The organism is Nonomuraea sp. NPDC050556 (assembly GCF_044457355.1).
Taxonomy (GTDB): Bacteria; Actinomycetota; Actinomycetes; order Streptosporangiales; family Streptosporangiaceae; genus Nonomuraea.
The window spans coordinates 1,321,273-1,335,073 of record NZ_JBITGU010000001.1; the positions used below are offsets into that span (position 1 = coordinate 1,321,273).

At 70.4% G+C, this 13,801-nt stretch carries 14 protein-coding genes; 9 read left to right on the forward strand and 5 right to left on the reverse strand.

Translation table 11 applies throughout. The features are described 5' to 3' along the window. Window positions 1-49: 49 nt before the first annotated feature. Entirely contained in the window at window positions 50-1,264 is a 1,215-nt protein-coding gene (locus tag ACIBG8_RS06575; RefSeq protein ID WP_397341539.1) for a DUF418 domain-containing protein, read from the reverse strand. A 307-nt stretch (window positions 1,265-1,571) separates the two neighbouring features. Continuing rightward, on the reverse strand, window positions 1,572-2,219 hold the full coding sequence (locus ACIBG8_RS06580; RefSeq protein ID WP_397343903.1) for an HAD family hydrolase: 648 nt from the start codon (window positions 2,217-2,219) through the stop codon (window positions 1,572-1,574). A 404-nt stretch (window positions 2,220-2,623) separates the two neighbouring features. On the opposite strand from ACIBG8_RS06580, the gene ACIBG8_RS06585 reads away from it, so the two are divergent. Continuing rightward, window positions 2,624-3,874 (forward strand): YncE family protein, encoded by a 1,251-nt coding sequence (locus tag ACIBG8_RS06585; RefSeq protein ID WP_397341541.1) that lies wholly within the window; start codon window positions 2,624-2,626, stop codon window positions 3,872-3,874. Here the strand turns inward: ACIBG8_RS06585 and ACIBG8_RS06590 are convergent. Beyond that, entirely contained in the window at window positions 3,831-4,817 is a 987-nt protein-coding gene (locus tag ACIBG8_RS06590) for a hypothetical protein (protein ID WP_397341542.1), read from the reverse strand. The two genes, ACIBG8_RS06585 and ACIBG8_RS06590, sit on opposite strands and share 44 nt — an antisense overlap. 70 nt (window positions 4,818-4,887) lie before the next feature. Between ACIBG8_RS06590 and ACIBG8_RS06595 the strand changes: the two genes are divergently transcribed. From ACIBG8_RS06595 to ACIBG8_RS06620, 6 genes are all read left to right on the forward strand, one after another. Next, window positions 4,888-5,721: a LysR family transcriptional regulator gene (locus ACIBG8_RS06595; protein ID WP_397341543.1), complete on the forward strand. Its 834-nt coding sequence runs from the start codon at window positions 4,888-4,890 to the stop codon at window positions 5,719-5,721. A 48-nt stretch (window positions 5,722-5,769) separates the two neighbouring features. Further along, entirely contained in the window at window positions 5,770-6,720 is a 951-nt protein-coding gene (locus ACIBG8_RS06600) for an ATP-binding cassette domain-containing protein (RefSeq protein WP_397341544.1), read from the forward strand. Then, on the forward strand, window positions 6,717-7,526 hold the full coding sequence (locus ACIBG8_RS06605; RefSeq protein WP_397341545.1) for an ABC transporter permease: 810 nt from the start codon (window positions 6,717-6,719) through the stop codon (window positions 7,524-7,526). The genes ACIBG8_RS06600 and ACIBG8_RS06605 overlap by 4 nt, the downstream gene beginning before the upstream one ends. A 217-nt stretch (window positions 7,527-7,743) precedes the next feature. Further along, on the forward strand, window positions 7,744-8,196 hold the full coding sequence (locus ACIBG8_RS06610) for a hypothetical protein (protein ID WP_397341546.1): 453 nt from the start codon (window positions 7,744-7,746) through the stop codon (window positions 8,194-8,196). Between the two features lie 10 nt (window positions 8,197-8,206). After that, on the forward strand, window positions 8,207-8,800 hold the full coding sequence (locus ACIBG8_RS06615; protein WP_397341548.1) for a cell wall protein: 594 nt from the start codon (window positions 8,207-8,209) through the stop codon (window positions 8,798-8,800). A 9-nt stretch (window positions 8,801-8,809) separates the two neighbouring features. Next, window positions 8,810-9,562 (forward strand): MauE/DoxX family redox-associated membrane protein, encoded by a 753-nt coding sequence (locus tag ACIBG8_RS06620; RefSeq protein WP_397341549.1) that lies wholly within the window; start codon window positions 8,810-8,812, stop codon window positions 9,560-9,562. Between the two features lie 147 nt (window positions 9,563-9,709). Here ACIBG8_RS06620 and ACIBG8_RS06625 read toward each other — a convergent pair whose 3' ends face one another. Then, a complete protein-coding gene (locus ACIBG8_RS06625; RefSeq protein ID WP_397341550.1) occupies window positions 9,710-9,922 on the reverse strand; it encodes a hypothetical protein in 213 nt (70 codons plus the stop codon). A gap of 51 nt (window positions 9,923-9,973) precedes the next feature. Between ACIBG8_RS06625 and ACIBG8_RS06630 the strand changes: the two genes are divergently transcribed. Continuing rightward, window positions 9,974-10,171, forward strand: a complete 198-nt coding sequence (locus ACIBG8_RS06630; RefSeq protein ID WP_397341551.1) for a hypothetical protein — start codon at window positions 9,974-9,976, stop codon at window positions 10,169-10,171. 198 nt (window positions 10,172-10,369) lie between these two features. Further along, window positions 10,370-12,613, forward strand: coding sequence for an ATP-dependent RecD-like DNA helicase (locus ACIBG8_RS06635; protein ID WP_397341552.1), 2,244 nt, complete (start codon window positions 10,370-10,372; stop codon window positions 12,611-12,613). Here ACIBG8_RS06635 and ACIBG8_RS06640 read toward each other — a convergent pair. Beyond that, window positions 12,552-13,739: an acyltransferase family protein gene (locus ACIBG8_RS06640; protein WP_397341553.1), complete on the reverse strand. Its 1,188-nt coding sequence runs from the start codon at window positions 13,737-13,739 to the stop codon at window positions 12,552-12,554. The two genes, ACIBG8_RS06635 and ACIBG8_RS06640, sit on opposite strands and share 62 nt — an antisense overlap. Window positions 13,740-13,801 lie beyond the last annotated feature (62 nt).

The following is a 13,801-nucleotide window of genomic DNA, read 5'->3' on the forward strand; positions in this document are numbered from 1 at the left end:
CCGGCCGGTCAGTATCTTGCAGAGGTCAGGAGCATCCCCGCCGACCGGCCTATCGGACGAACTTCGTCACCTTGGTGACGGCGCTCAGCAGATACTCCAGCGGCCCGCGGCGAAAGAACCGCGACCAGATCCCGGCGAAGAGGATCGCTCCCGCGATGAGCACGAGCAGTGGCAGCCAGGCAGTGTAGGTGGCGCCGTCGTGGTGCAGGGATGCCACCTCCATGACCACGAAGTGGCCGACGTAGGCCGTCAGGGACATCGTGCCCACGGCGATGATCGGCGTCATCAGCTTGCGCAGCCGCGGCAGCCGTTCCATCGCCACGGTCGCGCAGACGATCACGGTGATCGCGAACCCCACGCTGCCGATGATGTCGAACGTCGTACCGCTGTGTGGCTCGGCCATCAGCAGCGACCAGGCCGAGTCTTGGTCGGCCATTTCACCCGCCTTCTCGAGCATGCCGTCCGGTTCGGGGCCCGAGCTCGACGCCGACGGCATGTGCGCCATCGCGGCCGCCTGAACGCCGTCGAACAGCTTGCCCAGCAGCCACGCTGTGCCGTACCCGAGCACCATGAGCGCGGGACCGAGCGCGGCCAGCCGTCGCCGCACCGTGACGGCGGACAGGTCGAGCCTGCCCAGCGCCATTCCGGCGATCACGAAGGTCATCCAGGGGAGAGTCGGGTAGAGGCCGGTGAGCAGGAGGTCGAGGACGCCCACCTCGCTGAGCCGTTCGAGGGGGTCGTAGGCGTTGATCGCCGTGGTGATCGACTCGTTCAGCAGCAGCTTGAGGCCGAACGCCAGCTGCGGCAGGGCGAGCGCGAGGACGGCCGCGATGATGGCGAGAGTCCTGGCGCGCAGCCGTACCAGGGGCAGGGCCAGCAGGAACCAGAGCCCGTAGAAGGCGAGGATCACCACATCGCCCCAGAGCATCGTCATCGCGGTGCCGAGCACCAGCAGGACAGCGGCGCGGATCGCGATCTGGGCCTTCGCCTGGCGGCCGGGCTTCGGTTCCCTGCGACCCGCGATCAGCATCAGCGAGAAACCGGCGAGGGTGGCGAACAGGATCGACGAACGGCCGTCCGCCAGATACCGCAGCCAGCCGTCGACGCCGTCCACAGCTTCCAGCGGGGGGCCGACATGCACGGTGTACATGCCGAACACGGCCAGCGCGCGGGCCAGGTCCACTCCGACCAGCCGCCCCGTCGACGGCCGGGGTACGGCGGGCTGCACGGGTGGCGATTCCCGCGTGGGCTCGATCTGTGTCATGGGACACCAATCTCGCCGGGCCGGTGCCCGCCCACCATCCGGCAAGCTTCGGCCGCACCCCCGCCGACCGACCACCGCAACCCCCGCCGATCAGCGGGGCCGCCCGGGAACCCGGACGGAACGCTCTACGCCCCCCAGCAGGTCCTCACGACCCCCCATCGACTTCGGGTAAGCGCGCTTCATCGCCGCGCACCGTGACCAGCGCAGGTGCGGCCGCCGCGGCGGTGATCCGCGGATGGTCGTCGCCTCGGTGAACGTGATCATCAAAAGCAGTGATCGCCTCACCGCCTCCGCGGAAAGGCGTCGCTCATGACAGTCGCGCCACCACCGCGACCACCTCGGGGAAGGCGTCGATGAAGGCATCCACCTGGTGCGGGGCGAAGTCGGCGCGGGCGCGTACCCCGCTCTGCAGGCACGCCACGAACCGCAGCCCCGCCCCGTTGGCCGCCGCCGCGTCGCCGGGGGAGTCGCCGACGTACACGCACTCGCTCGGCTCAAGCCCGCCAGCCGCCAGCAGCTCGTCGAAGGCGCGCGGGTCGGGCTTGCCGAAGCGGGTGTTACCGCCGTGGAAGACCCCACTGACCCGCCCAGCCAGCACGTGGGAGGGGTCGACGAGATGCTCCACCTCGGCCTCGGTGCGCGAGGTCAGCAAAGCCACCGTACGGCCCGCCCCGGCCAGCGCATCGAGAGCGTCCAGATTCTCCTGCGCCACAACATCGAGCAGCCCCTCACCCACGTACTCGCGCAGGACCTCGCGATAGACAGCCTCGAAGCGCCCCAGGTCGACGCCGGGCGATCGCAGGGGCATCGCCTCCAGCAACGTCTGCCCCCATGTGGCCAGATGTACCGCCCGCCGCATGGGCGGGCGCCCGATCCTGGCCAGCACCTCGTTCTCCAGGTCGAAGCAGGCCGCCTCGGTGAGACAGAGCGTGTCGTCAACGTCAACGGCCACCATGCGAATCACGCCCGCCAAACTACCCGCCCAACCCCCGGGTGGCGCGTGGTGAAGGGGCCCAACGCCTGAGCGGAGAGCGGTGTATGGGCCGAATCTCCCGGCGGGTTTGCGGTGTGTGGGCCGAACCTCCCGGCGGGCACCCGCAGCAGCAGCGCCTCGGCGTGCTCCAGCAGCCGCTCGCCCGCCGGGGTCGGCGCCACCGGGCGGCGGGTCAGCACGCCCACGCCGAGGCGTGGTGTATGACCCGAACCTCCCGGCGGGTGTGGCTTATGGGTCGAATCTCCCAGCGGCGCGTGGTGTGTGAGCCGAATCTCCCACCGGGTGTGCGGCGTGTGAGCCGAACCTCCCAACATCGCGTGGTGTGTGGGCCGAACCTCTCGGCGGTGGGCGGTGTATGAGGTGATGTGACCACCAGACGTGAACTTCTCGCCGGTGCCCTCGCGCTGGCTGCGCTGAGTGCATGTGGCGAGAGCGAGCCCTCCAAGGGCAAGTCGCCCGCAATGGGCGAGCGCCCACCTGCCATGGGCGAGCGCCCACTCGGGCTGGGCGGGCGCCCACTTGATGCGGGGGTGCTGTTCGCCCGCACCGCAGCGGGCCTGGCCGCCGTCGATCTCGCAACGGCCCAGGTGCGCGCCACCTACACCGGCGCCATCCCCGACCAGGGCTGGACCTCCCTGCACGAGCTCACGCCCCAGGGCGAGCTGCGTCTCCTGGACGCCGCCACCGGAACCGTACGGACCACCATCAAGGTCGGTGGCCAGCAGGTCGACGGGCTGCAGATCAAGGCGGTCTCGGATCACCTCGTCGCCGTCGGGCCTGAGCCGGGACCGCGCACCAGCACCCCGATCAGTCTCGTCAGCGACGCCGGGGTGCGGGAGCTGCGGCTGGCGGGGAACGTGGAGCCCGAGGCGTTCTCCACCGACGAGCAGGTCATGTACGTCCTGGAATACCTCCCGCCCGACAAGCCCGACCGCTACCGGGTCCGCATGTACGACCTGGCTCAGGGGGTCAGCAACCCGCTGCTCACCCGCGACAAGCGCCCGGTGCCGCAGGGCAAGGAGGAGGAGATGCGCGGTCAGGGTCGTCAGGCGGTCCGGGGTGACGGCGTGTTGTATACGCTGTATAACCACCAGCCCGACCACCTGCACGTGCGTGATCTGGTCGCCGGGCACGACAGTGCGCCTGAGGTGCATGCCTTCGTGCACGTGCTCAATCTGGAGCAGCGCTGGGCCTACTGCTTGGACCTGCCCCAGCCGTTCGGCCTGGGTCCGGCGGAAGGCCACACCCTGGCGCTGTCGGGCGGACGCCTTTACGTCTTCGACGCCACCTCGGGACGGCTGGTCACGGCGGGCACCGAGCAGCTGACCCTCGACCGGTCCGCGTTCCTGACGCCCTCGCCCGGCCCTGCCGCCGCCCTGGTCGATGGAAACCGGCTCTATCTGGCCTCGGGGACTCAGGTGCAGGTGGTCGGCACCGCGAACCTGACCTCGGAGGCCTCGTGGTCGCTGCCCGGCCAGGCGCGCGGGCTGGCCATGCGTTCGGGCGAGCTGCTCGTCGGCTCGGCCGAGCAGGTCCTGCGGCTGGACCCGGCCACCGGCGCCCGCCGCGGGGTCATCGATCTGCCGGGACTTCAGGCTGTCCTGCACGCGCAGTGACAACCCCACCCGAAGCACGCGCAGTAACAACCCCACCCGAAGCACGGGTTGTGACGGCCTCCGCCGAAGGCACCCGGGTTGCGACGGCTCTACCCGAGGGCGCACGACTTGTGGCGCCCTCCGCCAAAGGCGCACGCATGGTGACGACCTCCGCCGAAGGGGCATGCATGGTGGCGGCCCCACCCGAAGGCGCACGCGTCGTGGCGGCCCCCGATGGCTGTCCCGCAGGCGTCGCGGTGCCCCCAGCCGATGGCTGTCCCGCACGTGCTGCGACCGCGGCGGCGAAGGCCGACACGATCGGGTGCGGCCGGCTGCCGTCGCCCGCCAGCTCCGGCTGGAACAACGTGATGAGAAAGAACGGATGCCCAGGCAGCTCCGCCGCCCGCACAGCGTCCTCCTCATCGTGCCCGGTGAAGCGCAACCCATGAGCGGCCAGCGTCTCCTGATAGGCAGGGTTGAGGGCAAAGGCGCACTGGTAACGCTCCAGCGACGGCCCAGCGCCCAGGATCCGCTCCAGCCGCGAGCCAGGCGCCGGCCGTACGATCGCCTCGTGTCCGGCCAGCTCGCAGGCCAGCGGCTCGATGAGCAACTCGGTGCCGTCAGGGTCGTTCTCGCCGTGCGAGACGCTCAGCCCGCACACGTTCCTGGCGTACTCCAGCATCACGTGCTGGAACCCGCCACACGTGCCCAGCAGCGGGATCCCGTGCTCGCGCGCCGTCCGGGCGGCCTCGACGGCGCCCTGCTCGCTGACGTACGGGCTGCCCGGCACGATCCAGATGCCGTCGAACCCAGACAGATCACCGACGGCATCGGTAGGGATCCAGTAAGCGTCGAGGGCGAGCCCCTCACGTTCACGCAGCGCTTCCAGCAGCGGCGCGTAGCGGTTGTGGGCCTGGACGGCGGGGGAGCGGTCGCCCACCAGGGCGATTCTGGGGAACCTCATGCCCACCATGCTGCCCACATGGGGACTTAAGCGCCAACGATGAAAAGGCATGCCTCGATAAGCGATACTGATGCGGGTGGAGACGTTGCTGCTGCGTACCTTCGTGACGGTCGCCCGCCTGGCTTCCTTCTCGGCTGCCGCCGACGAGCTCGGCTACACCCAGTCGGCCATCTCCCAGCAGATCGCCGCCCTGGAGGCCGACCTCGGCGTGGGCGTGCTGACCCGCCGCCCGGTGGCGCCGACCCCGGCCGGCGAGCGGCTGCTGGAGCACGCCGAGGCGCTGCTGCTGCGGGTGCGTGCTGCCCGCGCCGACGTGCGCCGCACCGTCTCGCTCCGGCAGACGGTACGGCTGGCCTGCAACGCGCTCGCCGTACCCGCGCAGGCGCTGCCGGTCGGCGCGGTCAGCCTGACCGTGACCGACGCCTTCTCCGCCGTGCACCTGCTGGCCTCGGGGCAGGCCGACCTCGCGCTGGTCGGCGGGGTCGCCGCGCCGTCAGACCCGCTGCCGCTGCCCGAGGTGGGGCCGCTGGCGCGCAGCTCGGTACGCGAGGAGCCGGTGGTGGTGGTCATGCCGCCGGGCCACCCGCTGGCCGGGCGTGCACGAATGGGGCTGGGCGAGCTGGTCGACGCGTTGTGGATCGAGGCGCCCAGCGCGTGCTGGCCGCTGGAACGGCTGCGCGCCCTGTCGGGGGTGAGCGGGTTCCGGGTGGGGCTGCGCCTGGACGGGTGCGACGTGCGCACCCTGCTGGCGCTGGTCGCGGCCGGGCACGGGCTGGCCGTACTGCCCGCTTCCGTCGCGGAAGGCCCGCAGGTGCCCGGCCTGGTCCACCGGGTGGAACTGCTGTCCCACCTGGGGCAGGCCGAGGGTGCCGTCGCGCGGGTGTCAGCACTGCTGGAGGCGTGACAGCGTTCTGTGCTGGAGATGCCAGCGGCCTCGGGCACGCTGGGCGCCATGACAGCTTTCGAAGCAGAAGGGCTGGTCAAGCGGTTCGGCAAGACCACCGCCCTGGCCGGGGTCGATCTGGCCGCCCGGCCCGGCATGGTGCTGGGCGTGCTCGGCCCCAACGGCGCGGGCAAGACCACGGCGGTGCGCATCCTGGCCACGCTGCTGCGTCCCGACGCAGGCCAGGCCCGCGTGGGCGGCCTCGACGTCGTACGGCACGCGGCCAAGGTCCGCCGCATGATCGGTCTGACCGGCCAGTACGCCTCGGTGGACGAGGACCTGACCGGGGCGGAGAACCTCGTCCTCATCGGCCAGCTCCTGGACCTGCGCAGGAACGAGGCCAAGGCCAGGGCCGCCGAGCTGCTGGCCGGGTTCGGCCTGACCGAGGCGGGTTCGCGCAAGGCGAAGACGTACTCCGGCGGCATGCGCAGGCGGCTCGACCTGGCCGCCAGCCTCGTCGGCCGCCCCGACGTGATCTTCCTCGACGAGCCCACCACCGGCCTGGACCCGGCCAAGCGCGACGAGATGTGGGGCGTGGTCCGTACCCTCGTCGGCGACGGGGCCACGGTGCTGCTGACCACCCAATACCTGGAGGAGGCCGACGCGCTGGCCGACGAGATCTCCGTCATCGACCACGGCAAGGTGATCGCGCACGGCACGCCCGGGGAGCTCAAGGGCATCGTCGGCGGCCAGACCGTCCTGGTCAGGCCCGCCGACCCGGCCCGCCTGGAGGAGGCGGCTGCCGTCCTGGCCACCGTCGCAGGACGCCCGGCCGACTCGCCCAGCCGCGGTGTGGTCACCGTCCCGGTCACCGGCGACGCCGCGTTCACCGAGGTGGTGCGGCGGCTGGACGCCGCGGGGGTCGCGGTGACCGAGCTGTCGCTGCACCTGCCCAGCCTGGACGAGGTCTTCTTCACCCTGACCGGCCGACGTACCGAGGAAGAGGAGGTGGCGGCATGACGCTGACCGCCGACCGCATCCACGCCCCCGCGCGGCTCAAGCCGCGCCCTTTCGGTCTGGTACGGCACAGCCTCACGCTGGCCAGGCGCAGCGTGGTCAAGACCCTGCGCACCCCCGAGCAGCTGATCGACGTGACGCTGCAGCCGGTGATGTTCCTGCTGGTGTTCGTCTACCTGCTGGGCGGGGCGGTCAGCGGGTCCACGCAGACCTACCTGCAGTTCATCCTGCCGGCTCAGCTGGTGCAGGTCATCATGATCGCCGGGATGTCGACGGGGGTGAACCTCAACACCGACATCGAGAAGGGGGTCTTCGACCGGTTGCGCAGCCTGCCCATCGGCCGGTCCGCGCCGCTGATCGGCTCGGTGCTGGGTGATGTGATCCGATATTTCGTGGCGATCGCCTCGATGCTGGGATTTGGCTACATCCTGGGGTTCCGGGTGCAGACCGGGTTGTGGAGCGCGCTGGCGGCGTGCGGGGTGACGGTGGTGTTCGCCTTCGCGATGAGCTGGCTGTTCGTGCTGATCGGGATGCTGGCCAGGACGCCGGGGAGCGTGCAGGGCATGTCGTTCCTGTTCATCTTCCCGATGACGTTCGGCACCAGCATGATCACGCCTAAGGCGACGTTGCCGGGGTGGTTGCAGGCGTGGGTGAGCGTGAATCCGGTCAACCACGTGATGGACGCCACGCGGGCGCTCATGCTCGGTGGACCGGCGGGCTCGTCGGTGGCGTGGTCGCTGGGCTGGTCGGCGGGGATGCTGGTGGTGTTCGCGCCGCTCGCCGTACGGGCCTATCGCCGCCGCACCTGACCCACCGCCCTCTGCCGCTCACAAAGAGGGTCCCTCTCTCAGGGGTCTGGGCACTGTTGAGGTGGCCAGGCGCCCTTGATGAGCCGTCGCCCGCAGGGCGGCGGCTCTGTGGCTTTTGGGCCCCTTGTGACGACAAATCAGTATTGACGAAACTTTCTTACATGATAACCATGAGTTAGTCGGAAACTTTCACCCCCCACCTCTCAGGAGGACCCGCATGGGTCGAACCATGCCCGAAGACCCGACTCCCCGCGACCTACTCGGCCCCGTACTCGGCGAAGTGTCCTGGTTCTGCTGCGGCGCCGCCTGGGGCCCGTGCAGCAGCACCGGCAAGGGCGCCTGCGGCACCTGCAACTCCGGCAGCCTCCAGCACGCCTGGCCCAACACCTCCGACGCCTGCTGGAGCATCACCCGCCCCGACCGCTGCGGCGACTCCCTGTCGCGCCGCACCTGCGGCTTCCGCCACCAGACCACCGGACTGTGCAGCGGCTCCAGCGTCATCACCACCATCGCCGACTGCGGCCCGCAGACCGACCTGTTCTGCGGCGAGCGAAGCTGCTGCGGCTCCACCTGCGCCAGCAACCGCCTCATCGACCTGACCCCAGCCGCCTACAGCAGGATCGCGAGCCTGTCCACGGGCCTGCGACCGGCGCAGATCGCGACCGGCTGAGGAGGCGGCGATGAGCAGCAGCAGACGCCAGATGCTCAGGTCGGCCCTGCTCGGCGGCGGCGCCACGGTGGTGGCCGCCAGCGCGCTGGGCTCCCTCGGCCCCGAGGCCGCCTTCGGCGCCACCCAGCCGGAACCGGGCGGCATCGACCCCGACTTCGCCGAGGGCCGCATCCGCTCGGTGGAGAAGAACGTCTTGAACGTGCTCGGCTCCAACCTGGTCTTCCACCAGATCCGGGTGGTCGACGGCACCAGCCTGTGGAAGCTGGGCCCGGTCGGCTTCGACCAGGCGCTGCCGGGCGACGGCCTGTACGCCAGGGGGGTCCGCATGCCCGACGGCACGCTGGCCGCCGAGTCGGTGTGGCTCAACATCGTCAACATCAAGGCGCACATCAAGAACATCTCCGCCGGCAAGCTCTACCTCGACCACAACGGCGCCGAGGTGCTGGCGCACGTGGTCCCCGGCCGGTCGGTCGCGGTCCACTCCGACGCGCCGGCCAGCTCGGACCTGTCGATGCTGCGCGTGGGCCAGCACGTGCAGATCCTGGGCGCCTGGCGGCCGGACACCAACGAGGTCGACATCGCCACCGTCTTCTCACCGCACTAAGGGGGGCCTGTGTTGCAAGGGATCGCCGCGCTGCAGCCGTACGTGATCGCCGTCTTCCTGGTGTGGGCGGCCCTGATGAAGCTGCTGGGCAGGCAGCTGCGCACGCGGGCGGGGCAGAGCGCCCTGGCCCGCCTGGTCGGCCCGGCGCGCGCGATCCCTGCCTTCCGCCTGGCGGCGGTGGCCGAACTGGCGGTGGCCGTCTGGCTCGTCACCGCGCCCGGGCCGTCAGGGGTGGCCGCGGTCGCGCTGAGCCTGGGCTTCCTGTCCTACCTCACCTACGCCGCGGTGGCCGCGCCGACCTCGTCGTGCGGCTGCCTAGGCACCCACGCCCGCCCGGTGGAGTGGCGCTCCTTCACCCGCGCCGGCCTGTTGCTCGCGATGAGCGTGACCGCCTGCTGGGCCGTTCCCTTCTCTGGATGGGCCTGGCTCGGCCTGGTGGAAGCAGCCATCCTGATTGCCCTGTCCCCAGAACTGGACCACCGCTGGCTCTTCCCACTGCGCAGGCTGATCGTACGGCTACGCCGCCCCCTCACCCCTTCACCGGCGTCGGAGGTGCCGCTGGAGGTGTCGCTGCGCACCCTGTACCGCAGCCCCGCCTACTGCTCGGCCTCGGCACTGCTGACCTCCGACCTGCAGGACGCCTGGGACGAGGACGGGCTGCGCTACGCCAGCTACGCCGCCGCCGGCCGTACCGCGGTCTTCGCCATCCCCCTGACCACCGACGACCCGTCCTCAGTCCGCGTGGCCCTGGTCCCCGCCTAACTCCCGGAGCGCCGTCGCCGCGGACGGGCCGAGAACCTGTTTCGAGGGTTCTCGCTGCGGCTCGGCGCGACGCTGGAAGACGTACGCCACGATCGATCCCAGGAGAGTACTGCTTCCATCAGACCGCCTACTTGAAGAAGGTGCCGATCAGGCTGCTGGCGAACGGTGCCAGCACGCCGAAGGCCGTCGTGAGGTGCTGGGTGAAGGTCTGGTTCTGCCCGAGGACGCCCCGAGCACGGTGCGGCCCGCGGCCCACTCCTTGCCGGGCCTGCCGTCCTCGGGCAACGGGTAGGCCAGGTCCACATACCGGGCGGCGCTGTTGCTGTGAGCGAGGTAGAGCGGGATGTAGAGCAGCAGCACGATGCGCGCAGCGCTAGATCGGCCGGGCGTTCCGGATGGAGATCCGCCCGCGTGAGGTTCACGGACGCGAACCCGATCACGCAGGCCAGGACCACGTACAGCCCGGCGGGCGCCAACACCGACACCCCCGTCTTGCCGCGGTCCCAGCTGCGCGCCAGAGGCAGGAAATGCCAGGCGACCCCGATCCACAGCACCGTGCAGAAGCCCGCCATGATGGCCCAGATCTTGAACTCCAGCAGGTCGGTGTAGAGCTGTCCGCGCAAGGTCCGCGCCTTGGTGTCGAAGACGAGGAGCGAGATCACGACCACACCGGCGACCATCACGATCGCTGTCACGGCAGGGGCGAGAACGCGTATCCCCTGCTTCCCTCTGTCTCCACACCGAGATTGTGATCTACAGGTCCGGCGCCCCGCCAGCTCTGCGACCGGATGCGGCACAATACCTCCCATGTCCCAGGAACACCCTCCGGCCAGCGTCCTTGAGGGTGTGCTTGAACGTGTGACCTTCCAGAGCGAGGAGAACGGCTACACCATCGCCCGCCTGGCCACCGCGCGGGCCAGTGACGAGCTGCTCACCGTCGTGGGCCCCCTCCTCGGCGCGCAGGTAGGGGAGTCGCTGCGGCTCACCGGGCGCTGGTCGTCGCATCCGCGCTACGGCCGTCAGTTCGAAGTGTGGTCCTACACCACCGTCCTGCCCGCCACCATCCAGGGCATCCGCCGCTACCTCGGCTCAGGTCTGATCAAGGGCATCGGCCCCAAGATGGCCGAGCGCATCGTCGACCACTTCGGCACCGACACCCTGGAGATCATCGAGACCGCTCCGGAACGGCTCGTCGAGGTCCCGGGCCTGGGGCCAAAGCGGACCAAGATGATCGGCATCGCCTGGGCCGAGCAGAAGGTCATCAAGGAAGTGATGATCTTCCTGCAGGGGGTCGGGGTGTCCACCTCGATCGCGGTGCGCATCTTCAAGCAGTACGGCGAGCAGTCGGTGGAGGTCGTGCGGGCGCAGCCGTACCGGCTGGCAGACGACGTGTGGGGCATCGGGTTCAAAACAGCCGACACCATCGCCCAAGCCGTCGGCATCCCGCACGACAGCCCGGAACGGGTCAAGGCGGGCCTGCGCTACACGCTGTCGCAGGCGGCCGACGCGGGCCACTGCTACCTGCCCGCCCCCAACCTGGTCGGCGACGCCGTCAAGATCCTCGACGTGCCGCCGGAGCTGGTCTCGGCCTGCCTGGAGGAGTCGATCGCCGCAGAGGAGGTCGTGCGCGAGCAGATCCCGGCGGGCGACAACGTGGTGCCCGCGATCTACCTGCTGCCCTTCCACCGGGCCGAGATCTCCCTGGCCGGAAGCCTGCTGTCGCTGCTGCGCAACGGCCACGACCGGCTCAAGGTGTTCGCCGACGTCGACTGGGCCAAGGCCGAGCAGTGGCTGCAGGCCCAGACCGGCGCCGAGCTGGCCGCCGAGCAGCGCCAGGCCGTACGGCTGGCGCTGACGCAGAAGGTGGCGGTCCTGACCGGCGGGCCCGGCTGCGGCAAGAGCTTCACGGTGCGCTCCATCGTCACGCTGGCCCGCGCCAAGAAGGCCAGGGTGATCCTGGCCGCCCCGACCGGCCGCGCCGCCAAGCGGCTGGCGGAGCTGACCGGGCACGAGGCGACCACGGTGCACCGGCTGCTGCAACTGCGCCCCGGCGGCGAGGCCACCTTCGACCGCGACAACCCCCTGGACGCCGACCTGGTCGTGGTCGACGAGGCGTCCATGCTCGACCTGCTGCTGGCCAACAAGCTCGTCAAGGCGATCGCCCCCGGCGCGCACCTGCTTTTCGTGGGCGACGTCGACCAGCTCCCGTCGGTGGGCGCGGGCGAGGTGCTCAAAGACCTGCTCGGGGCCGAGGACATTCCCCGGGTACGGCTGACGCAGATCTTCCGCCAGGCCCAGGAGTCTGGCGTGGTGGTCAACGCCCACCGGGTCAACACCGGGCTGCACCCGGTGCTGGAGGGCATGAAGGACTTCTTCCTGTTCCCGTGCGAGGAGCCGGAGGAGATCGCGGCGCTGACGGTGGACGTGGTGGCCAGGCGCATCGCCCGCAGGTTCGGCCTCAACCCGCGCCGCGACGTGCAGGTGCTGGCCCCCATGCACCGCGGCGCCGCCGGAGCCGGGGCGCTGAACATCGCGCTGCAGGAGGCGCTGACCCCGGCCCGCGACGGCATGCCGGACAAAAGGTACGGCGGGCGGGTCTTCCGCATCGGCGACAAGGTCACCCAGCTGCGCAACAACTACGACAAGGGCGCTGCGGGGGTGTTCAACGGCACTGTCGGCATCGTCACCGACATCAAACCCGACGAGCACAAGCTCGTCGTGCTCACCGACGAGGACGAGAGCGTCGAGTACGCCTTCGACGAGCTGGACGAGCTGGCCCACGCCTACGCGGTGTCCATCCACCGCTCCCAGGGCAGCGAGTACCCGGCGGTGGTCATCCCGCTGGCCACCAGCGCGTGGATGATGTTGCAGCGCAACCTGCTCTACACCGCCATCACCCGGGCCAAGAAACTCGTGGTCATCGTCGGCTCACGCAGGGCGCTGGCGCAGGCCGTACGGACCAAGGGGGCCGGGCGGCGGCACACCAGCCTCACCTTCCGGCTAGCCTCCGGCCCCAGCGCTGGGCGGGAGCCTCGACAAAGCACCACGTGAGCGCGCTGAGCCCCAGCAGCAGCCCCACCACCCCGGCCAGCATCACCAGCCGCCACCCGAGCGCGACCTGCTCGGGGTGGGGCAGCAGGCCGTCGACGGTTTCCAGCAGCAGCGGGTGCAGCAGGTAGACCGAGTAGCTGACCAGCCCCAGCCAGGCCAGCACGCGCGGCATCTCCCGGTGGCGCAGCGCCATGCCGATCGCGAACGAGGCCCAGGCGGCCACGGTCGCGGCGCGGGTGGCGAACGAGCCGTCGACGGCGACCATCCCGACCGGCACCAGCACCACCAGCGCCGCCACCGGCCAGGAGATCTCCCCCTGCTCGGCCCGGTACAGGACGGTGCCGGAGAACATGGTCGCCAGGATCGTCAGGCTCTGCCAGGCAGGAAAACGCCCGTTGCAGGTCAGCAACGCCAAAGCGGTGACGGCGAGCAAGACGGCGCCCGCTTTGCGCACCGTCGCGCCACCCCTCAATACGGCCACAAGCCCGCAGACCACCGCACAGGCCACCACAATCACCACCACGTGCGTGGCCGACCAGCCGTGCGACCACAGCACGCTGGGCAGCACCGACGCCCCAGCCACCCCCACGACGGCGAAGCCGAGCGCGGCGTGCAGGCTACGGCGGTGCCACCCCAAAACGAACATCGCCGTCAAAAGTAGGTAAAAAGACATCTCGTACGACAGGGTCCACAACACGTTGACCACGTTGGGCACGTTGAGCAGATCCTGCAGCATCGTCAGGTGCCCCACGATCGCCGCGACCGGCCGCTGGGTGTTCCAGATGTGCAGCTCGTCCAGCCCCACCACGGCCAGCAGCAACGCCCCGGCCACGCACACCGCCCACAGCGGATACAGCCGGAAGACGCGCGAGATCCAGAAGTCGCGCACGCTGCCCTTGCGCTCCAGCGAGGCGGGCACGATGTAGCCGCTGACCAGGAAGAAGACCAGCACGCCGTACCAGCCGGGAGCGAACCACGGCCCGCCCGCCTGGCGCGCCTCGGGCAGCAGCGGCTTGAGCGCGTGCTCGTAGACCACCACCAGCGCGGCGATGCCGCGCAACGCGTCGAGCCAGGCCAGCCTCCGCGTGGTGGCGGGGACCTGGCTGCGCTGGAGGGTTACGGCCATCCGTGCATGGTAGTTGACCCCGAGTGGACCGGCGATTGACTGCACACAGTGCTCGAAATGTG

What these genes read in the sequence shown, in the direction of transcription:
- ACIBG8_RS06575 (WP_397341539.1), bottom strand. Translation starts at nt 1,264, where the DNA reads ATGACACAGATCGAGCCCACGCGGGAATCGCCACCCGTGCAGCCCGCC.
- ACIBG8_RS06580 (WP_397343903.1), bottom strand. Translation starts at nt 2,219, where the DNA reads ATGGTGGCCGTTGACGTTGACGACACGCTCTGTCTCACCGAGGCGGCC.
- ACIBG8_RS06590 (WP_397341542.1), bottom strand. Translation starts at nt 4,817, where the DNA reads ATGAGGTTCCCCAGAATCGCCCTGGTGGGCGACCGCTCCCCCGCCGTC.
- ACIBG8_RS06595 (WP_397341543.1), top strand. Translation starts at nt 4,888, where the DNA reads ATGCGGGTGGAGACGTTGCTGCTGCGTACCTTCGTGACGGTCGCCCGC.
- ACIBG8_RS06600 (WP_397341544.1), top strand. Translation starts at nt 5,770, where the DNA reads ATGACAGCTTTCGAAGCAGAAGGGCTGGTCAAGCGGTTCGGCAAGACC.
- ACIBG8_RS06605 (WP_397341545.1), top strand. Translation starts at nt 6,717, where the DNA reads ATGACGCTGACCGCCGACCGCATCCACGCCCCCGCGCGGCTCAAGCCG.
- ACIBG8_RS06610 (WP_397341546.1), top strand. Translation starts at nt 7,744, where the DNA reads ATGGGTCGAACCATGCCCGAAGACCCGACTCCCCGCGACCTACTCGGC.
- ACIBG8_RS06615 (WP_397341548.1), top strand. Translation starts at nt 8,207, where the DNA reads ATGAGCAGCAGCAGACGCCAGATGCTCAGGTCGGCCCTGCTCGGCGGC.
- ACIBG8_RS06635 (WP_397341552.1), top strand. Translation starts at nt 10,370, where the DNA reads ATGTCCCAGGAACACCCTCCGGCCAGCGTCCTTGAGGGTGTGCTTGAA.
- ACIBG8_RS06640 (WP_397341553.1), bottom strand. Translation starts at nt 13,739, where the DNA reads ATGGCCGTAACCCTCCAGCGCAGCCAGGTCCCCGCCACCACGCGGAGG.